Below are 21950 nucleotides of genomic sequence, written 5' to 3'. Positions count from 1 at the left end.
CACTAACCTCGCCCTTCAGATAAAAGATAATCTTTAATGGCTCTTTCCACAGCGATCGCACCACGTGCTGGTTTAGACAGTTGATGACTTTTGTCGATGGAATCTGATGCCATACCGTTAAGTAGCTCGGTAATCTCACTGAATTTTTTGGGTGCGTTACGCTCTAAATCCGCCAGTGAGTCATGCAGTTTTTGCTGATCAAAAATGGACTGTTCTGTCACTGTGCTAAACAAGATGAATTCACTTCTTGCGACAATCAGATCTTTCACTTTTTTACTGAGTTCTGGCGTATTACCAAAGTAAGCTTTTGCGGCTTTCGCTTCGTCAATCGCTTTAGTGTAGTAATGGTCCTTCGCATGTTGCTCAATGGATTCATTAATGCTTTCTAAGACTCGTTTCGGCAGTACCTGGCTGTAGAAATAAGCTTCTGACTGATTGAGCAACCAAGCCGCTTTCATTTCATCATCTGCTTGCTTCGCTTCACCCGATAAAATCAAATTAGCGATTTGCTCATCTTTGCTGCCCGCAACGGCAGACAATTTCATTGAATCAACCGCAGCAACGTTCAAACCTGCCATCACTTTGGTCAGGGTTTTATCAGCATAAGGAAACAGCGCACCATCATCGACAAGCTTCTCACGCAATGTAACCAACTCTTTGCGAATATCGACTAAGGTTTTTGGTAAGTCATCCGCTAAGTCTTGATAAGCGGTCAACTGGCTTTGGTTCTTCTTGTACAACTTAGACAGTTTCATCTGTTGCACTTGGAAAGCTTCACGATATGGCGCAGTAGTCACCACGTTCTTTTCCATATCATTAAGAGCGAATTCAATATCCCAGGGTGGCTGCGCTAAGAAAGAGGCCGTCTGTGCTGGCTTGATCGTACTAACCAAAGGTGTTTCAGTCTGTGAAATCGATGGCTCAGACTTAACAATGGTTTTCCATTCTGGCTGGTTTTGTTGGTACAGGTAGCTGCCAGTAATCGCAATCACGCTGAGCACCAAACTCGCCTCTAAAATTTTGAAACGTCCATAGCCAGACTTATCTTGCGGTTTGCAATGCGTCAGCAATAAATCTGCATTGCGTAAGCTGCTGAAAATTGGCGCGTTTGATTGTGAATCAATCGACTGCGTATCAATACGTGCGAGCTGTTGGGCAAATGAGATGGCTGTATAGCCATGCCCTCTCGGATTATTGATGACTTGCTTCAGCAGCTTCCAAATGTGGTTGGGAATGAGTGCAGGTCGCTTGCGATCTTTTAACTGTTTATGCCAAGCATCACCAAAAATAGCACCTATAAATAGATGTCCGGTTAGTAAAGCTAGAGAATATACGTCGTCTTGTGGCTCGGTTGTGCCTGTCTCTAGATAAAGCGGCGAGGCGTAACTCAGACTGGCTTCGGCATGTGTCTCAGTCTCCCCAATATAACGAGCCGCACCAAAATCAATCAGCTTGACGTAATCGCCCTCACTAACTAGCACATTGGATGGTTTGATATCGAGATGGCAGATGCCTCTGGTGTGCATAAACTCAAGCGCACCAGCCAGTTGATACACGAGCCAAGCAATGTGATCGTGACGAAAGCCCTTAGTCGAGTGACGTTCCATTTTTTCTGCGAGAGATTCGCCTTGAATCCACTCATACATCAAATACGGACGTTCGAACTCGTTGCCGACTTTAATAAAATCAGCAACACTTGGATGCTGGGAAATCTCTAGTCGACTGGCTTCATTAACCAACATTTTGCTGGCAACTTCTGGCGCCTCTTCATTGACGACTTTGCAGCAGATTTGTTTTTCTGGCTGGCCTTTCTTGGCGAGATGGTAAACCGTAGTTCTACCATTTTTTGAAGGCAGCGTGTCTAGTACATCAAATTGCGAAAAAAGAACGTACTCAAGCTTTGGCTTATTTTTTTGCGCCAATCTTTGCTCGTTCTGTTTCTTTTTCTCAATGGCTTTAACAACCAATTGATCAATATATCCTTTGGCTGCTCCCTGCTTATCAGACACTCTGCACTCTTTCATCGAACAAATATTATTAGAGCGAAATAATATTTGCTGAAACATCCTTGTTTCAAGGCTGGTATTTAAAACGAACAGTAAGTCTATTACTTTAGTGATAATTACTAATTTATAAGTCGCTTTGACTTACGCTTTCACTACATTAGTTCCCTTGTTTTGACATCTTAAATACCGATCATAAAAACTTTGCCTATTTCACTATTTATAAGTGTGTGATCCAATTAACAGGCTAATAATTGGAGTAGCCCTTTATCACCATTAAAGTCAAACATCAGCAATGATGTAGGTTGGTTAAAGTGGTGGTTTTTAACAGCATAAGCGACCAAAGCAAGCGAAGATGAGCTTCCCATCGTTCCCCATAACTCATTGATAAGTTGAGGTTGTTCTGGATAAGTAAAGCGTTCCGCCTTTGCACCCAAAGCGAAACCATAATCTTCAGTGTGAGCACGTAAGTTTGACATATCCGAAAAAACCTCACCAAAGGATGCCAGTTTTTTACTTGAACGTTGAACCAACCGAAACATCCCTCTTCTATCTGACGAATTTAATTCCGTATCGATATAGCCTAATTGCGCTTGGGGGTTGAGTTTTAATGTTTCTACTGTATTTCTTCGACACAGAATCAACCCCGCACCACCTTCACTTGGAATAACGCCCCATGGATTATTGGTACTCATAACCATTGCTTCACTTATTAACGAGTCAAGGGAACTCACTAACGAATCGACACTCACACACATCATGGCGTCGTATTTATCGAGTGATTTCATGGCTTGTAGCACAAAGCTAGGCCCGCTTGCATGCACTGCTTGGACCACAGAAAGAAAGTCAGAATAGTCACTTTCACCAAGCCATTCCTGCACCTTTACTAGAGAGACAGAGCTTGGCACGGCGATCAATAATGGAATCGGTTTCAAAGAACGCGGTAACTGCATCAATAAAGAATCGAGTAGATAACTCGTTATCTCACACGTTTTTTCTAACAACTCAGTGTCTTTGGTGTATTCGATTTTCGCGTAGGTAAAGCGCTCAATCCCGTCTTCTCCAACGATTTGTTCAAATCTGGCTAAATCAGCATGAACGACACTACTTGAGATATCGAGGTTCATGCCCATCGGCGTCATCACTTCCATTCCTAAGACATAGCGGCCTGTCGAATTATGCATGCTCACTTACCTCTGCCAGTTTCGTGATGGACGTTGATACCAACAGGTGTTCTTTCCCCTGACAAGGAAATGCGGAGGTATAACTGATTGAAATCGTTTTCTTTTCAGCATCGACAAATAGGGTATACATCGACATATCGGCTTGATAAGTATCTTGTTTGAACGTAGCAATCGCACGGTATTTTTCTTTGGGGATACGAAATGAAATCGTATCGTCATGACAAAAGCCACTCATCATCAAACGTTCACCACCGTGAAGGAAACCTTTACATTGTTGGTCAACAGGTGCGCTTTGGAAAAAGCGTCTATCGAAGTCGACCGGTAACATTGGTTTGCGGTTTTCAATCCAATCGTCATCAAACGTACCCGCCAACTTTTGACGAGATTCAAAGAACGGAGGTATCGGCCCAAAACCGGCCACACGCAGTTTTTTCCCTGTCGCACTCCAATCTTCTTTTGGATAAAACACCGAAGGCACCTTTTGCTCAACTAATTCTTTACTGGAATCGGCAACACCGCCGCCAATACGGTTCCGTAAGTCACCGCCAATGGCACAGGTATAGTCGATGTCTTTTTCGATGAAAGGAATCGGTTTGCTGAGCGTAATACTGCCACCATGCTCTACCCATACACGTTCACCGTGAATAGCAAGTGTCTTGTCGATATGGCCATCAATCAACACGCGGCACTCTTGGTAAGTCACCGGTTTCTTCGCATAGCTGCGCGCCTTTCCGTAGACCAGCACGTCAGTATTAGTTTTGGTATAGGCGAATTCATGGTCCATTTTCATTGCCGAGAAGCCTTCTTCTCCTAAATATTGAGGATCATCAAGAATCTCGCTTTCGCCTAACTCATGCCATACTGCACCATCAAACTGCCAAGTACGCTTCGCGACAACAACCCACACTTCATCGCCGTTTTCATCACGCTGAAAGCGCCCTTTAAGCGATAACTCGGGGTGCGCTTCAATGTCCCATAACTGCATTGCTATTCCTTAAGTTGAATCGTTCGCTCGCAGAAGGTGCTGCTTTTAAGTTGTTGAAGTTCCAATCTTGTTGGTGAATTGGCATCGCCATATCCCAAGGCACATAAGCCCTAGATTGAATACAGAGTTGTCGCCATAGCCAATCACGAAACATCACGTCTATATTGGCATCTTGCATTGCTGCCAAAGTAGATTCGAAACTCAGTGAATACCCCAAACGACTTGGTAAGTTTTGAACGTACTTGTCGTCTTCAAGCCACTCATTGAGTAAATCGACAATCTCTTCCCACTCATAATCAACACCTATTTCTTGAGGAGTAAGAGGAAGGAGCTTTCCGTAGACGACATACAGGGCTTGAATCCAAACCTCGCCTTCATCTTCTTCTAGTCGTTCTAACTGCTCGATGATCTCAGGCACCAATTTCCAATCACCCGTTAGTGCAAAATCAACAGGCGCCAGCGATGAAGATATATCAAAGGATTCAAACTCTTTGAGCTCCAAAAGTTTGGCGAAAGTCAGCACTTGTGCCGAAGGCAATCCACTCGGTTCAATACCAAAACACTGGCGGAACCAAGTGCTTCTATCACGTTTGGTGATCAAGCGTTCGAACAGATACTGCTCACCATTCGCATGCTCATTAATCCACTCAATGCCCTCTTCTACATCTTGTAATGCCAACAGGGGTAATGCGACATTGGAACGAATGATTTCCGCTTTATGCCAGCGCTTGATCAGAGCAACGCTTAATGCTTGCCTTACACGTAAGCATTCAAAATAAAACGCGCTTGTTTTCGAGTTACCTTCAATCAGTTCTGACATCACACTGTCGAGGTGTTCAACGGGCGATTGAGTCACAAACACCATCGCTGTGTTGCTATCTAACTCTTCAAGTACCGATAAGCCAACTAATAGATTATCAATCTCTGAACCAAGTTCATTCTGTAGCGCGAGCCAAACATAAATTTCTGGTTCTTGGTTTTTTAGTTGATGGAACAGCCCTGGGGTAAGTCGATAGAACGAGAGATAAACCTGTTTGAGCTCTTCAATCTGACGTTCTATCAATTTGAGATACTCAATCTCTCGGCTTGGGTAACCACGTTTGTGGATTTGGACACGTTGTTTGAGTAAAAAACCGAGACTCTCGGATGCTATCGATAACTTTTCATTACAGAAACCCAGCCAAGATGCCGGTAATTGGGAAAGCTCGTTGGTCGCCTTCTCTGCTTTTGCTAAAGCGCTTTCGACGAGCTGGTTAGTTATGGGTGCATTTAGGTGTTCAACACCGATTCTTTGTCGCATCTACTTATCCGTTATTAGCCTGCGATAACGCGATTGCAATTAGTTAACACAAAACAGTTAGTTAACTCGAGACAATTAGTTAACTCAAAGTAAGTAGCTAATACGAAGTAATTAGCTAACTCGAGGTAACTAGTTAATTGCGATCGTTCCGCCTTGAATCTTTTGAGCTTTTTCTGCTTGTGAGGTGACGTATTTCGCTTTCGTCGTAATTCGGCCATCACGCCCACTGTAGCGCGTTTCTGTCTCACCACTTTTGACGATCAGTTCTTGCTCGGTTTCTATCACCATCTTTTTCGCTCTCAACACGAATTCGTCAGAGTCATTCAGAATAGAGAAAAAAATGTCCGTCACGAGAGGCAAGCTTAAGTCGTCGTTCATAAATTCGATACGGCAACTCAGTTTATTATCTATTGCCATTTGTAATTCACTGCGACGAAAGCCGCGCCCTAACCTTGCAGTGAGCGGTTGATTGAATGGATTACCATCAAAATCAACACGGACACTGCCCGTTGACTCGTTAATGGCGACTATGGTTCCAAAACGCGAAAAGCAAGCCGGTGATTCGGCTTGCTGTTTCGTGATGGTTTCTGCAATAAGAGGTTGTTTTTCCATCATTAGTTAATCGCTACGTTACCACCTTTCACGACGACTTTATCGCTGCCTTCAATGGTGATTGAAGAACCAGAAAGCTTGATTGAACCGTCACTGTTCATCACTAATGAAGAACCACCGGTTTTCAATACAATCTTGTCACCACTGATGATTTGCGTCGCACCATCGGCTTTGTAAGACGTGTTACCTTTCACCGATACGGTTAAGTTACCACCTACCGTTTGATTATCGTCAGCACCAACATCAGAGCTCTTAGAAGCGCCGACAGTCAGGTTGCTGTTTTCACCCACATCCAAGTCGTCATTCTTGCCGATCTTGGTTGTACGGTTATCACCAATTTCCAAATCAGAATTGTTTTTCACATACTGAGTTTCATTGGCGTTGTAAGTCACAGTGACGTCTTGTTCTACCGTCTCAGTAAACGTGCTGTTTACTTGTGTTGTCTTGTGGCCATCAATAGTTTCTTTATGGTCACCATGCACTTCATTAGTTTGGTGACGCGCGACCTTTAAGAACTCATCCTGACCGATGTCTCGGTAACGGTTGTTGAGTACCTTCGTCGACATGTCTTTTTGAGCGTGAATGTAGACTTCTTCTTGGTTCGCTTCGTCTTCAAAGCTCAGCTCGTTGTAACCAGTGCCTTTGTGCGTTTGAGTACGGAACGTGGTACGCGTTTTGTTTTCTGGCAATGAGTACGGAGGGAAATGTAGGCCATTGTAGACTGCGCCTGTTACAAGCGGTCGGTCTGGGTCTCCCTCAAGGAAGGTAACGACAACTTCATGGCCAATACGGGGCAAGTAAACTGCACCCCACGTTGGAGCAGCCATAGATTGGCTTACGCGAATCCAGCAGCTTGCGTGCTCATCATTATCGCCGTAACGATCCCAGTGGAACTGAACTTTTATTCGTCCTAGTTTATCGGTGTAGATCTCCTCGCCTGCTGGACCAACCACTACTGCCGTTTGAGGGCCGTCTACAAGCGGAGCCGCCAGTTTAGGAGCTTTGAATACCACGTCGCGAGGGATGCAAGAGAACTGGTTGTAGTATGTGGTTGGCATACCACTTGTTTCGTCCTCATGCACTTGTGGGTCTTGTCCGGTGTGCATCACTGATAACATGATGTAATCACGGTTGATCGCCGAACGAGGGTGATCACTGATGTTGAAGCTGTAGCCGGATGCCAAACGCATCACATCACTGCTTGCTTCAACTTGTTGATTATCAACAATGTGCTCAGACATCCATTCAGTTGTTCTCACCTGCCCCATTGCAGGATCAACATAACGACCCGGATAATCAAACTGCTTGAGATCTTGGTCGAGATCACCTGCATGCGTCATCTCTTGTGGAATCTTTGGCTGCTCGTAGTTGTAGTCCGTGTACGTAACCTGACCCGTTCGCACGCGGTTAACAAGCTCAAGATCAGAGATGTGCTCGCGATCAGCAACACCGCCGCCATCAGCGTGATAAACAATCGGTCCAATATAAGAAGCGTTGATAGGAGAGCTCACCAAAGGCGCAATAGCATCGTTGCTATCCACAATCACCATGGTGTGGTTCGCATCAGTGTGATCAAAGTAATACCACATACCGTGTTCTGCCATCATTCGCTGAACGAACTGAAGGTCAGATTCACGATATTGCAGTACGTATTCTTTCGGAGGATAAGTACCCGAGACTTCAAATCGATAGTCGGTAACTGCGCCATCATCAAGCACTTCCGTGATGATGTCTTTCGCAGATTTCTGCTGGAAGATGCGACAGTCTTGACGCTGAGATAAGAACCAAGCTTGAGGAACCAGAACCAATTGATAACGAGAGAAGCGACGACCCGTACCTAGGTAACGAACTTCGTTTACTACACCGTTGAATACGCGTGCAGCACCTACACCCTGTCCATAAAGAGTTAACGTGCCAGCTTTACGAATCAAGGCATCAAAAGAAATATCTGGATCAAGTGAAAGTAATGAGAGACTGATGTGAAAAGGCTTCGAAAGCTCTTCATTCACTTGAAAGCTTTCTACTCGAAAGTCGTGCCCACACCCTGGCACTTCAAATTTAAATTCTACGTCATTCACCATATCTTTTACCTGATACAAATAATCGAATTAGGGCCAACAATTGTTGGCCCTGAATCTTTACGCAAAAAGCAATTATGCTTCGCGTGGAGCACGCCAGTCGTCGTTACCAGCTGTACCACAGTTTTCGTGAGTTACTTCGATTGCACGGTAAGTCAGCTTAAGAACTTCTTCTGTCACGCGGTCTGCTGTTGCAGCGTCTTGACAGTGGTTCATACGAGTTTGGATATCTACAAGTAGCGCATCAATCAGTTTGATTGAGTAGTAGTGCTCTTGCTTACCTTGAACTGAAGTACGGTAGAAACGAATCACACACTCAGGAAGTTTTTCGCCAGAAACTAGTGCGTTGAATAGTAGCGGAGAAGAACGGTCTTGAACTTTAGTTACAACAACTGGGCGGTGTACACGTTGACCAGTTGGCTGACCGCTTTGTGGGTCACGTGGCACTGTTAGTACGTGATCAAGTTCTTGTACTAGGAACTCATCAACATGAGCTTCTTGCCATGTGTTACCTACAGAATCTGCAGAGTAAGTATCTTTAGTGATGTGACCTTGAGTTTCACCTTTAATAGACATATATGCTGGAGTTGGCATCGTTATTTCCTTTTCTAAAATCTGTTTTGTTTAAATCACCAAATCGCTTATCACCGCGACTACTTAGTATAATCAAACTCCATGCCAACTTTTATAAACCTTACAATACAAACACTTAGCTAAAAATGGGCTTTATTTATCAATTTATTAAGTACAATTTATTGGATAAAAAACCAAAAAGTTGGAAATCGATAATAATAAATTGTTTCAAAAATAAAAAGTGAAAATAACCATATATCAAGAACAGAATAAAGTTAATAAAACTATCTATTTAGTCATATTAACTAAGAATTAATTCAGTATGACAAACCAAGATAATCAACCGTAAATATTCCCACTAATTTTGTCATTAAAATCACCAACAAACGCTAGGCAAAATATCTTGATAAAAAAAGAGTGTTATCACTTTTAGTATAATAGCCGCTACCTCTTTTCCTCTAAAGAATAAAATGGCTATGATAAATATAAACCTTTCTTCATTAATTCAGCGTCTCCACCCTATTGCAAAAGTGGCATTAGAAGACGCAGCTGCACTTGCAGTTTCTGAAAAAGCAACCGAAGTTCAAATCGAGCATTATTTACTGAGTCTATTAGAAAGGCCAAATAGTGATTTTGACGTCTTATTAAGTCATTTTGATTGTTCTGAGAACTTGCTAAGACAATCGATTCGATCCACCCTCGACACCAACGCCAAGGGAAATGGCAGCAAACCTGTTTTTTCTGCTTTATTAATCGAATGGTTACAAGAAAGTTGGCTGGTTTCTTCTTTAGATCTATCCGAAACACAAATCCGCTCTGGCGCCCTACTCCTTACTCTTGTTAGCAATCCTCTACGTTACGGCCAACACGGTTACGCCTCTATCCTTGAAGCCGTAAACCCTGACAGCCTTAAGCGTAATTTTGCAGAGCTAACAAGCCACTCTATTGAGGCGCAAGTCGCGACTTCCGAGAAAACGCAAGCTCGTGAAGATGGTTCAGCACTGAGCAAGTTCACGACCGACTTTACGGGTAAAGCACGCAAAGGCGAAATCGATCCTGTCTTCTGCCGTGACCAAGAAATCCGCCAAATCGTAGACATTCTTGCTCGTCGACGTAAAAACAACCCTATTGCTGTTGGTGAGCCCGGCGTTGGTAAAACCGCAGTAGTAGAAGGCTTGGCCCTTAAGATTGTACAAGGTGACGTACCAGACAACCTCAAAGGTGTTGAGCTTTACGGCCTAGACATGGGGCTTCTACAAGCTGGCGCAAGCGTAAAAGGTGAATTCGAAAAACGCCTAAACGCGGTATTGGATGAAGTGAAAAACTCGCCAACCCCTATCATTCTTTTCATCGATGAAGCGCACACCCTTGTTGGTGGTGGTAACCAAGCGGGCGGCAGCGACGCTGCAAACTTGTTAAAACCTGCCCTAGCACGTGGTGAAGTGAAAACCATCGCAGCAACAACCTGGTCGGAATACAAGAAGTACTTCGAGAAAGATCCTGCCCTCGCGCGTCGTTTCCAATTGGTAAAACTCGACGAGCCGTCTCCTGAACAAGCAGCATTGATCATTCGTGGTCTGCGCCCTGCTTATGAGAAATCACACAACGTTTACGTACGTGACGATGCTATCACTGCTGCGGCATCACTTTCTGCGCGTTATATCTCTGGCCGTCAACTGCCAGACAAAGCGATTGATGTGCTAGATACCGCGTGTGCACGAGTGAACATCAGCCTGAATGCTATTCCTGCTTCTGTTGAGACTCTTCAGCAAGAACTTGCAGCTCAACAGCGCGAGCTAGAAGCACTTGAGCGTGATGCTCTGCAGCAAACTGGCGACAAGCACAGCCTTGCTAACATTCCAGACCTAAAACTGGCAATGGAAACAACGAAAGAAGAGCTAGCAGAACAAGAAGCACAGTGGCACAAAGAAAAAGAGCAGATCCAAGAGATGATTGCTCTACGCTCTCGCTTGCATGAACTGGTCTTTGGTGAAACAAATGAAGAAGAGCTTGTTGCAGACGAAGAATCAGAACAAGAGCAAGACGCTTCTCCATATGCAGAAATGGATGAAGAAGCAGTTCGCATTGCAATTTCAGCCTGCCAAGAGCAGTTAGATGCAATCCGCAATGGCAACCCACTGGTTCACTTTGAAGTGGGTCCAGATGAAGTTAGCCACGTGATCTCGGACTGGACTGGTATTCCAATGGGTAAGATGCTTCAAGACGAAGCAGAAACCACGCTAAAACTGAAAGAAAGCCTAACACAGAGCATCAAAGGGCAAGAATACGCTATCGATGCACTGTCTGAAGGCATTCAAACCGCAAAAGCAGGATTAGGCAACCCAGATGCACCGACAGGCGTATTCCTGCTGGTTGGCCCAAGTGGTGTAGGTAAAACCGAAACTGCTCGTGCGATCGCTGATCAAATGTTTGGTGGCGAGCGCTTTATGACGACCATCAACATGTCTGAGTTCCAAGAGAAGCATACCGTATCTCGCCTAATCGGTTCACCTCCGGGTTACGTAGGTTACGGTGAAGGCGGCATGCTGACAGAAGCGGTACGTCAGCGTCCATATTCTGTTGTCCTGCTTGATGAAGTAGAAAAAGCCGATCCAGAAGTGTTGAACCTGTTCTACCAAGTGTTCGACAAAGGTACGCTGAACGACGGCGAAGGCCGAACCATCGATTTCAAGAACACGCTGATCATCATGACCAGTAACCTTGCGACGCACGAGATTGAATCTTTGGTTCATCAATCCAAAGACATCGATGCAAACATCATCGCAGAAGCTATCCGCCCGACTTTGAACCAACACTTCAAACCGGCGCTGTTGGCGCGTATGTCTGTGCTTCCGTTTGTTCCGCTGTCTGATGAAGCAATGACAGAAATTATTCACCATAAGCTGAACAAAGTCTCTCAGCGTCTACAGAGCCATCACAAGTTATCTCTGAGCTACGAAGAAAGCTTGGTCGAGTTCGTACTAGGTAACTGTCGCCTTGCTGAAACGGGCGCGCGTAACATCGACGCAGTTATCAACCGTCAGTTACTGCCTCAGCTATCGACACAGCTATTGGTGCATGACAAGGATGATTCACATACGCAAATCGAAGTGTCTGTCGATGAGCAAGGAACACTAACCTATGCGTTCAGCTAACCATAGCGAACTTAGCAACGCCCTACTTGCGATCAGCCAGTCTTTGGCTGATCGCAGCCAGCTTACCCAAACCTTGGATGCTGTGTTGACCGCTGCGAGACAAATGACCCTCGCAAAACACGGCATCATTTATGTTTTGGACCAGACTGGTCAAGCGTTGATTCCAAGTACCGCTCACCATAACGATAAAACGATTGTTTCTCACCCCTGGGAAGCATTGCAGATCGATTCCGCCAGTGAGAACGACCCATTTAACTTTGCGATTCGCAATGGTGAAGTGGTGTTGATCAACGAGTTGTATAAGTACAACGGTTACGACTGCGACAGCATTTATCAAAGTGAGCAAATACTTGGACTAAAGAGTGAAAACTTATTGGCTTGGCCACTTATCGACAACGAAAGTAAAACCATCGGCCTATTAGTATTGCTCGATTTAAGCGTTATCGACAACGAAGCCGCACTCACTGAGTTCTGTCGCATGGCCGCGAGCAATATTCGCCAAGCGGTATGGTTAGAGCAATATGGGCAAGTGATCAAAAGCCTGAGTGCCGACAATCAAGCTCTAGTGCGCGAGAACACTCAGCTTAAAAAGCGAACCAAGAAAACCTACCAAGGTCCGATTGCAGAGAGCGAAGAAATGCTCAATGTCTTGAATCGTCTTGATAAGGTGCTATCTCTTCCTGTCGACGTTCTGTTGCGTGGTGAAACTGGTGCAGGTAAAGAAGTGATCGCGAAATACATTCACGAGAACTCCAACCGAGCAGACCAGCCTTTGATCGTTCAAAACTGTGCAGCTATTCCAGAGCAATTATTGGAATCGGAACTTTTTGGGCATAAGAAAGGCTCATTCACGGGCGCAGACAAAGATAAAGTGGGCCTGTTTGAAGCAGCCAACGGCGGCACGCTTTTCCTAGATGAGATTGGTGATATGCCAATGCTACTGCAGGCAAAATTGCTGCGTGTGCTGCAAGAACGTAAGGTTCGCCCTGTCGGTGCCAGTAAAGAGATTGAAGTCGACGTGCGCGTAATCGCCGCAACCCACTGTAATCTTATGCAGCAGATCAAAGATGGCGGGTTCCGTGCTGACTTGTTCTATCGCTTGAATGTATTCCCGATTACGCTGCCTCCCTTGAGAGAACGTGAATCAGATATTATTCCTCTCGCAGAACATTTCGTGCAGCACACGACCAAGACCTTGGGCTTACCGCAAGCGCCGGGGTTAAGTGCCAACGTGCGTAAACAGCTTCTTGCGTACTCTTATCCGGGTAACGTACGTGAGCTGAAAAACATCATCGAGCGCTCAGTACTGCTGTCCGATTTTGAAACCATCACTCACATTGAGTTTGGTGAACAAATCCCAGAAGATACGCCAAGTGTTGAAGTAAAAGCAGCACCACCTACCCCAGAACAACCCGCTTACGAGCCAGCACAAGCGGATTTAGAGGACGCTTCAATAGGCCTTAAGGACGTTGTCAGCCAATACGAGCGCACAGTGATCATCGATTGCTTAAATGCCTGTAATTGGCACACTAAGAAAGCCGCCGAGCAATTGGCACTTCCAATGAGTACCCTCAACCATAAGATGAAGAAATACGATATTTCTGCAGCTGGTTAAGCGAGAAGCGAGAAGCGAGAAGCGAGAAGCGAGAAGCGAGAAAACCTTACTTCAATTTCCATTGATAAGAAAAGAAAAACCGCCCGAAGGCGGTTTTTTTGTATCCGAGTACTAATTCTCTACCCAGCTATCAATCATATCGATCCTCGCTTCGAGCAAGCTATCAAAATGGTCGTTGTAACTCATCCACTTCTGAAGGTTGATATGTGGTTTAAATTTAATTTCCTTAGAATGATCAGCATACTCAAGGTCTGTTTTGAGCTTATTAAGCTGTTTAGCAGCCTCAACTTCGTCTTCTTTGTACTTGAGTTTGATCCAGTTACTTGGAATTCTAGTCACACCACTATCGACCATGTGCATTCCATCACCTTTCTCTAAATCTAGTCCTGCTCCAAACGGAGCATTGACTTGTATACCAAAGTTGATGCCTTTCCTTGAACTGCTTGGTGCAATCATCGGCCTTAAGCCATTTACTTTGTGACCAAATAGATTGATATAAGAAAGCTCTTCCACACTGGCAAACAAAGTGGTTTCTTCCTCCCTTGCACCACTCCATGTCGACAGTGCTATATGTTCTAAACTTTCTGAATTCATCTTAACCAGATCTTCTTGAAGATCAGATAGTGACTTAGGCATTTTTTCGATTTCAGATCTTTCAAAGATAAAAGAGTCGCCCACCTTTTTCACTGTTCCGAGTCGTGCGACTGCTTTAAAATCTGTCACTGGACATAGGTTTGAGCCAGGCCATAAGTTTGGATCATAAGAAAATTGAACGTGAATTGGGATTAGGTTTTTGTCAAAACCTTGCTCCTCTAAATTATAAGGATCACACGGTTTTGAGCGAATCAGAAGAGTTGCCGTCGTTTCTTTATTCCAGTCAAACGCAGTAACTTTACCACTCATGCGCTTATCAGCTTTTAGGAGAGGGTCATCCCCATCTTTCTTAGCAGAGGCGTATTTTAAGCCACTTTGCCCTAAGTAAAGGCTCACTTTTGCCCCATCAAAAACCTGTGGATATCGTACTTTCTTACCCTCAGGTGGCGTTAAAAATGTCTTCTCATAGAAGAGACCATCGCCAAAAATAGCGCCGCTAAAGTTGATAAAGTCTTTTGTTAACTCATATTGACGAGATGGTGACAACGTTACGTTAAATTGGTCGATGGTTCTCTCTTTGCTATCTGTCGAACCAAACGAGCACAGCACATTGACACGCTTTTCTGTCTTACTTTGACCTGGCACTTTTAGCTCAAAAAAGTAGCTCAGGAATTTGAAACCACCCGAGACGGTCGAGCTAGTAGCTGTATCAAAGAGACTCTTCAATGCAACATCATCGTAGTTAGCAACTGGTCGAATACCAAATACACGTGTAGTACCAAAGAAATAACTTGGCTGAATAATGACGCCAAGCTTCTTCGCATTATTGTCATCGCCAAAAATCACTTTTCTCTCTTGTTCAGAAAAGTTCACAGGTGTTAACTCTGATACATATTCTATGTGAGTAGAGGCAACACAATCACTCCACTTCCAGTTTCCTTCATTTGAACTATGTGAGATGACATCAAGACAAATCGGCAGCTGACCAATAACGTTGCTGTTATCTTCGCTCCCAACCCCATCTTTTACCAGCGCTACGACCTTAACATTGTCATAGGGTGTCAGCATTGCACCGTTCTCTCGATAATATTGCTCAAACGGCACCCAATCATCATATTGTGGAACTGAATCATTACTTTTATAAGGACGACGAACAAAGACTTCAACTCTCTCGAAGATACTGTCATCTAATCCTGTTGGTGGTTTATCCCCTAGTAATGCTTCGAAATGGCTGTCGTCTTGACTTGCTCTGTAATGAATTGGGAAGTAATGGTTATATCGCTGAGCTTTCTCAGTCACCAAGTCGGTCAAATCATCGGATGAATAATGTCGATAAACATTAACACCTTGAGCGTATATTTTGGCAACCGAAGCGCTACCAATTTGGTTGTATGATTGACTGTAGCCATTTTTCTCCATCCAAACTTCATCTAAGTGTTCAGCACCCAGCAGTGAGATATCAACACTCCAATCATCATTGAGGATGAACTCATCAATATAGCCCAGCACATCGAGGTCACTGAACTGATTGATTTTAGGACCACTCAGCACATCAGCGTCACTTAATATCCCGCCACCGCTAAAAGCAGGATTCGCATTGACAGCGTGAAAGCTCTTAATCAAGCGAATCAAACCATTCAACGCAATCATTCGCTTCATATACGATTTTAAGTACACTCGTGTCGCATTGGGGATATCTGGCTGTGCTAAAAATTGGTTAAACGCCATAAGATCTTGATGACGGATGGAATCAACCTGCTTAACGCATTTTTGATATTCAGTGTTTGGCTTTAAGAGGTCCATAATGGCAGTAGCAAGCTTTACACCTTCCACCCCTGCGGCAATAACTTTTGCTGGTGGGAAGGCCATGGCCGCCCCACCAATTAATGCATTCAAACCGGATTGGATAAACTCCAGCATCGCCTGATCTTCGTTCATGTCCTTGGCAATTTTTATCTTTGCCGCCTTTTCAACATTCATAAGGCCTGCGCGACACGGCGGATATTCCACAGAACGGCTAAACGCGAGATAGATTTCAACCCGACGGTTTTTTACTCGCTCTTCAATCGTACGGTTGGTATTACCAGGTAACGAAACTGCATACCCTTTTGCAACAATTTTGAACAAAGGGGACCAAACGCTTCGAGCGTCCGGAGACATCGCATCAAGGATTGCCTCTTTGACAGAAACAGCACGCTTTTCCGAAAGAGCCAAGTTGTAGGCTTCTGACCCCATATTACAGGTATGGCCTGTTATGACAATTTCGAAAGGGTTACTGATTAACGCCTGTAACTGCTCAGCGATTCTTTTGTGCACACTACCTTTTTCAGTGACTTGGTAAGAATCGAACTCAAAAAATGTCATGTTCAACCGAAGTAACACGTCTTCTACACGCTGGTCTAGTGAAACACTGCCTTCTTCTACAAACAAATCTGGCATTTCATTTCTTAGTTGATTGACAGCATTTTGATACTTCTCTTCCGTTCCCTGAAAAGCTTGTGCTTTATCTGCCTGTACAGAAGCGGTTGTTGCCATGTATTCCTGTATTTTAGATAGTAAGTCTCCGTGTGCTGAGCCTTGAGCTGCTTGACTTCCGCTCCAATTGGCATAGCTATTGACGGCATCGTAACCCAGCTCCGCAATAGTTAGCGGTTTATCTAACATGTCTAACACGTTCGTTCCGATCCGCCCTGCGCCAGTAAGGTATGGCAAAATGGAAGCGCTCCATAACGGAGAGATTCTATCCATCTGCGCATGAAACTTCTGACTAAACCACACTATTTGCGCATTAATGCGGCCATTCATAAAGTGAGCAGATTGGGTCACTTCGTTCGGATAGTGATCATTTAGGTCCGCCACAGCTTTGATGAAAACTGTAGATGCTTGTGTTACACCCAGACTTTTTTTGAGTGTATCTGCGATATAATCAAGACCTTCATCATCTCCGCTTAAACTAGAAGATGCAGACGCCGCAAATTTACTTAACGTTCCCCAACTGATGCCATCTTTTAACACACCGGAAGTTGACTCCAAACTGCCTTTTACCGTTTGAAACGTCGCCCACGTTGAGTTTGGTAAACTGGTTTTGGTCTCCTTTCGTTCAATCAGTTTTTCCGGACTGTCGTAAGGGAATGCTTCTAAATCGGCATTCAAGTGAGGGAAAAATTGCGGGGCGTGATTAATTAAAGCTTCTTCAACGGAGATAGGATCACCATTCACCACTGCAGTGCGACCAGCTGTTGTATGAATATTTAAATCAAGAGCATTTTCTTTTAGGCTATATGACTCCGGTATCCCGCTAGCTCTTAGAGTCCTTCTGATTTGCTCGGCGTCGCCCCCATTAATTTTCTTTGAAAAATCAATATCAATACGAACAAAGGTTAGTCGGTCATTTAAAACTAAAACACTTTCCGAGTTTAGCCAAAACGTCGCGACATACATGGACTCTTTTTGGATAGCTTTACCGTCTGTAGAATAATCATAACGAACTTCTTTAACCATCGATGTAGGTAAAACACCACTACCCTCTTTTTCAGAGCCTTGGATATTAATACCTTTTGGTAAATCGGCTAATGTCACTTCAGCGCCAATATAATCCTCTGAAGAAAAAACAACCTGAATTGTATAAAACTGCGGAACTTCCACTATATGTATTTGTTTAGAGTGGCTCTTATTGAACCACTCTGCGTAGTTGTTAAAGAAGTCACTGCTTTGGTCAACTTGTCCCGAGGGAGGGGTCATGCAATCTTGCTCGACACTTACACGCTTGACGCTTAAATCAGTAACACAAGCAGGTTGCCCTTTGTCATCTTTTATCTCCTTAAGATCTTTATAAGACAACAAGTTGTAGAGTTTAGTTAACCATGGCTCTTGGTCTTTACTTTCTTGGGCTGCATTCGCCATCTGGCTTAATGGCACCAAATAACTTGGGAAAAACAGCACGTCTTGCACGGCGCCCTTGTTAATCGCGGCTTCCACGCAACCTTTTGCCAAAGGAGCCCTCAGTAACTCAGCGCCTATCTGATCAGCGTTGAATTCGCGAGCCGCTAAAATATTAAGCTTACCCAACTCATCACTAACCGCGATCGGATTTTTACTGCTGGTAGATATCTGTTTGTTAGTAGTACTGTGGTCTGCAACAAACTCCTGTTTAACTTCCAAGCTAGGAATGACCAATGTTTCATGGGCTAATGGGAAAAGGCGGCCAACGGGTTTGCCACCCCTGTCATGCAATCTCCCCATTAGATAAAGGCCCGGAATATCGTAACGTTTTACCATTTCTTAACCCCCATATATTCCCTAACTTGATCCATGTCTTTGAACAGCGCTTTCATATCGTAATACTGAGCACAATTCTGAAACTCTCCTCGACTCCTTGCGCAATCCCAACGTAACTTTTCTGTAACGGCTGGTAAGAGTTCATCAAATTGCGCTTTGGTAGGGATAGCGGGCATAAAAGGATGCAGATCCATACTTTCAAAGTTTTTATACATTTCCGAAGGAATATACAAATACAGCCTGTAGAGTCGGTCATAGTCGAACTCACCGCCCCCCGTTTTTAATGCGTAGTTATAGTTCAAGCCATCAAACATCCCTACTTCTCCGGGCTGTTTCAGGCGAACAACTCTATTGCCATATGCGTCTGCATACCACTTACCTCGCTGCAAAACATACCCTTCTGGTGCTTGTTCAATTTTTTTATGTGGGTCTTCAAGCAAATATAAGTCATAGGGTTTATATTGATTACAGGTTAGATACTTCTGCTGTGCTCCCTTGGTAAAATAGGTTAAGCATTCAGGGGCCAAATAGTCTTTTTTACCAAGTAAAGACATATCTGAAAACCGGAACACTAACTGTTGTTTTGGACCTCGATTCCCTGATTCATCCATTTTTTTTATTTTATAAATAAATCGATCATGAGCTTCATCTATAAAAAAACCATTCCCGTCACGTCGTGGCTCATAGCTTTCTCCATCAATAATGATTGGGCCTGTAAACACATCGCTCGTTGTCCGACTCTCCAACTCAAGTCTTTTGGGATTGCCATCGCGCAAGTTGGTGAAGTAGAAAGCTTTACTATCAGCAGTAAAAGTCGCCGAAGAGCATGCACCCATCTTCGCAATGGTTTCCCTCTCCTTTAAGTCATAAACTAAACAACTATTACCAGCGTAGTAATACAAAAAAGATAAATAGCGCCCATCAGGAGATCGTTGAGTTCTTCCATCTGATGGTAGTTCACCTAATTCATCACGATGAAGTAACAACCGGACATCCGTGCCATCTAGGTTCATGGTGTAGATAGTAGAATCCGGTCCATGGTGAAACATCACTTGGGGTTGAGTGTGCGTTGCATTCCACTCTTCTACAGGTGCCCCTTCTAGAGGATCTATTACTATCCGCCACCCCCTAATTTTAGCAATCTCTCCCGTGTGCTTACCAAAAGACAGGTTTTCAATTATGTAGCTAAGATTAGTTTTATAATTCTTATCCATTTGAGGCTTGCTTTGCCAATGCAAAACACCAGCCCCAGCCAATAAGGCAGCAACAATGGTACTGCCTATTATGATTTTTTTCATATTTCGCTTGTTCTCTTCATGATTTGATAAACCGAGGTCTAAGTCAAATTCCCCGTATTATCTCTTTAATTGGCGTTGATAAGCTCTAGCATCATGTCTAATGTTTTCTTTTGACGCTCTCTTTCTTCATTAACTTCATCAGGCACTCGCTGTTCTTCGTGCTTAGAAATCATCGGTAATTCTGGTGGTTCTGCGATAATCTCTTGGTACGTCAGCTCTTCAAACATCATCACCGCGCTGTCCTCCCCGCCAAGGTGCGAAAGCACAAGTGTAAACTTTCCTTTGGGAGGCATACCTGTCACTAAGGCACTGATATAACCGTCTTTACTGGTTAACTCAAAGGGCTCGGTAACTCGCCAGTCACTTTCAGAATCTTCCATAATGGCAACTAAGCCGTCATACGAAGCCAACGAGTAAGGGTCTAGTTGTTCTGCCAATGGGCCATCTGCTAAGCCAACTTCCAAGCGGACAAGAAAACCACTGTTTTTTCCATCCACATAAGCAATGACCGTGTTGCTCTGGTCATAGCTGCGAACGATGGCTTGTTGGTCGCTAAACCATGGCATGTCGTCTTCGGTGACTTTATGGATGGCTGCGCTGTCTACATCGGAGGTGAATTCTTGTGCACTGAATGATTGTGCATCACTGTAACTGCTTAATTCATCTAATGGTGTGCTGGATTTCTCAAGCAAAGCAGCATCCGATTCTAGTGCTTCAATTTGTGCAAAGCGCTTTTGCTTTGGTGAGAAAATGATCTTGAGTCCATTTTCTCCCTGTTGGACTTCACCCGATATTTTGTAAGGTGCCCAGAAATGCGCCATGGCAAAACCGCTTGCGCTTCTTTGTATTACCTGAGGTGTGTCTTTTTTCTTTTCTTCTTGCTCTAGCGTACGGTAATACTCGACGTCAACATCTTGGTAGTAACCTTTCTCGTTTATGGCCATCTCACGCCAAAGCTTCCCTTTCCAAAACACATAAAGGAAACCACCGCGGAGGTCAGAAGCTTTTGCTTTGTCGTTGCTGCCATCTAAGTAAGCCAAAGGTCTCACAGGCACCAACACGTTATCCCACTCATCCATCTGAGTTTCTTTATCAACGGGTTGTAGGTCTTCGGCGAGTTTAAGCAAGATTGGCTGAGGCTGGTCAGAACAAGGGATTTTGATATAGAGCGTTTTGCCCTCCGCTTCGAGATCTTTAAACGTCGCGAGGCTGCGGTGTTTGTTTTCTGTATCGGCCTTGCCCACAGTCACTTTTTCTTTTTGAGCGTCGGTTTTTCCCAACATCAAACATGCTGCATTGCTAGACCACTGCCCTGCAAACTCAACAACGATTTTTTGATCTGGGCTCGGCTCAGAAGGTACATGCGTGTAACTACGAACTAAAGCAACATCGTCAGTAACCTGCTTGTAACCCGCTTTAAAAACTTTGCTTTCATTCGAAGCTGATACAGAGTCAACAAGCGATTTAAGTCTAGGGAAGCTTTGTAACTGAGAGTCCGTTAATGGCGACCTACGAGCAAAGGAAGATAATGAGACCCAACTGCCTTTCCCAAGTTCGGATCTAATCGCTGCTAGCAATCCGCTGGTCGTTTTTTTAGAAGAAAGAGAAATCTTTTGTGCAAACTCTTTAGGGAGGTTCCTAAGGATGTCATCTGAATTTCGCAAACGCGAAAGCTGCCCTATACACTCGTCTGGTGTAAGAACATAAGATAGCTCGCTGGAAGATAGCTTCGAGCTAGGTATAAATTTGCAAACTAAATGCATTTGAATTCTCCACAACCAACATCGTAAATATGGTTGCGGTGACATTTAAGCTGATAAGGCTTACAAGTACGATTTGGTGTGCTAATGCTACTAATTTAATTTATAACATTCAATCACATAGAAAAATCAACAAATAAGCGAAAAGCCACCCAAAAGACACATTCGCTGGCAAATAAGTCATTTAAACTACAAATAAAGACAAAATAACTAGATATTAAAATCAAAAAGAAGGATTAGAATAAAAGGAATTATTTTATTTTTGGGCAGAAGTTAACAGTTTCTATTGGGCAAATGACACCTCTGAGAGAGGCTCTGAAGGAATGACCTTCCTCAGCAACAACAGATAATGAATTGCTACTGAGGAAGTATGAATAAAAAGGTGAGCGCGTGTCACACTCACAAAAAAGCGCAACTACTTTGAAGCAATGCTAGGCTGGTGTCGCTTCATCACAGTCACAAAACGTCAGGTAGTTCACACTACCTAATGCAGAACTCTATACTTGGGGTATAGC

The 21950-nt window shown here is 44.0% G+C and carries 12 protein-coding genes; 2 read left to right on the top strand and 10 right to left on the bottom strand.

The features are described 5' to 3' along the window. Positions 1–2 precede the first annotated feature (2 nt). The 7 genes from ATB76_RS19985 to ATB76_RS19955 form a co-directional block, all read right to left on the bottom strand. The gene (locus ATB76_RS19985; RefSeq protein WP_061036008.1) at positions 3–2009 is read right to left on the bottom strand and encodes a protein kinase; all 2007 of its coding nucleotides are present in this window, start codon (positions 2007–2009) and stop codon (positions 3–5) included. Positions 2010–2242: 233 nt separating this feature from the next. Further along, positions 2243–3187, bottom strand: coding sequence for a hypothetical protein (locus ATB76_RS19980; RefSeq protein ID WP_061036007.1), 945 nt, complete (start codon positions 3185–3187; stop codon positions 2243–2245). After that, positions 3180–4172: a DUF2169 domain-containing protein gene (locus ATB76_RS19975; RefSeq protein ID WP_061036006.1), complete on the bottom strand. Its 993-nt coding sequence runs from the start codon at positions 4170–4172 to the stop codon at positions 3180–3182. The genes ATB76_RS19980 and ATB76_RS19975 overlap by 8 nt, the downstream gene beginning before the upstream one ends. Continuing rightward, on the bottom strand, positions 4153–5472 hold the full coding sequence (locus tag ATB76_RS19970; protein WP_061036005.1) for a hypothetical protein: 1320 nt from the start codon (positions 5470–5472) through the stop codon (positions 4153–4155). Before ATB76_RS19970 ends, ATB76_RS19975 begins: the two co-directional genes overlap by 20 nt. A gap of 129 nt (positions 5473–5601) precedes the next feature. Further along, the gene (locus ATB76_RS19965) at positions 5602–6087 is read right to left on the bottom strand and encodes a hypothetical protein (RefSeq protein ID WP_038867841.1); all 486 of its coding nucleotides are present in this window, start codon (positions 6085–6087) and stop codon (positions 5602–5604) included. Then, complete coding sequence (gene tssI / locus ATB76_RS19960) at positions 6087–8165, bottom strand: type VI secretion system tip protein VgrG (RefSeq protein WP_039978275.1); 2079 nt, start codon at positions 8163–8165, stop codon at positions 6087–6089. The genes ATB76_RS19965 and tssI overlap by 1 nt, the downstream gene beginning before the upstream one ends. A 72-nt stretch (positions 8166–8237) precedes the next feature. Beyond that, positions 8238–8756, bottom strand: a complete 519-nt coding sequence (locus ATB76_RS19955) for an Hcp family type VI secretion system effector (protein ID WP_038867845.1) — start codon at positions 8754–8756, stop codon at positions 8238–8240. A gap of 455 nt (positions 8757–9211) precedes the next feature. On the opposite strand from ATB76_RS19955, the gene tssH reads away from it, so the two are divergent. Continuing rightward, positions 9212–11890: a type VI secretion system ATPase TssH gene (tssH, locus tag ATB76_RS19950; protein ID WP_061036055.1), complete on the top strand. Its 2679-nt coding sequence runs from the start codon at positions 9212–9214 to the stop codon at positions 11888–11890. Then, the gene (locus ATB76_RS19945) at positions 11877–13505 is read left to right on the top strand and encodes a sigma-54-dependent Fis family transcriptional regulator (RefSeq protein ID WP_061036004.1); all 1629 of its coding nucleotides are present in this window, start codon (positions 11877–11879) and stop codon (positions 13503–13505) included. Before tssH ends, ATB76_RS19945 begins: the two co-directional genes overlap by 14 nt. Before the next feature lie 111 nt (positions 13506–13616). Here ATB76_RS19945 and ATB76_RS19940 read toward each other — a convergent pair whose 3' ends face one another. The 3 genes from ATB76_RS19940 to ATB76_RS19930 all read right to left on the bottom strand — a co-directional run bounded on the left by ATB76_RS19940 (position 13617) and on the right by ATB76_RS19930 (position 21438). Further along, on the bottom strand, positions 13617–18377 hold the full coding sequence (locus ATB76_RS19940) for an OmpA family protein (protein ID WP_240538047.1): 4761 nt from the start codon (positions 18375–18377) through the stop codon (positions 13617–13619). After that, positions 18371–19675: a hypothetical protein gene (locus tag ATB76_RS19935; RefSeq protein ID WP_061036003.1), complete on the bottom strand. Its 1305-nt coding sequence runs from the start codon at positions 19673–19675 to the stop codon at positions 18371–18373. Before ATB76_RS19935 ends, ATB76_RS19940 begins: the two co-directional genes overlap by 7 nt. A gap of 65 nt (positions 19676–19740) precedes the next feature. After that, complete coding sequence (locus ATB76_RS19930) at positions 19741–21438, bottom strand: hypothetical protein (protein ID WP_061036002.1); 1698 nt, start codon at positions 21436–21438, stop codon at positions 19741–19743. Positions 21439–21950: the final 512 nt, after the last annotated feature.

This window comes from Vibrio sp. MOR3 (genome assembly GCF_001557775.1).
GTDB classification, from domain to species: Bacteria; Pseudomonadota; Gammaproteobacteria; order Enterobacterales; family Vibrionaceae; genus Vibrio; species Vibrio jasicida.
The sequence above is the reverse complement of the archived record's forward strand: the minus strand, read 5'-3'. Positions and strand labels throughout refer to the sequence as shown.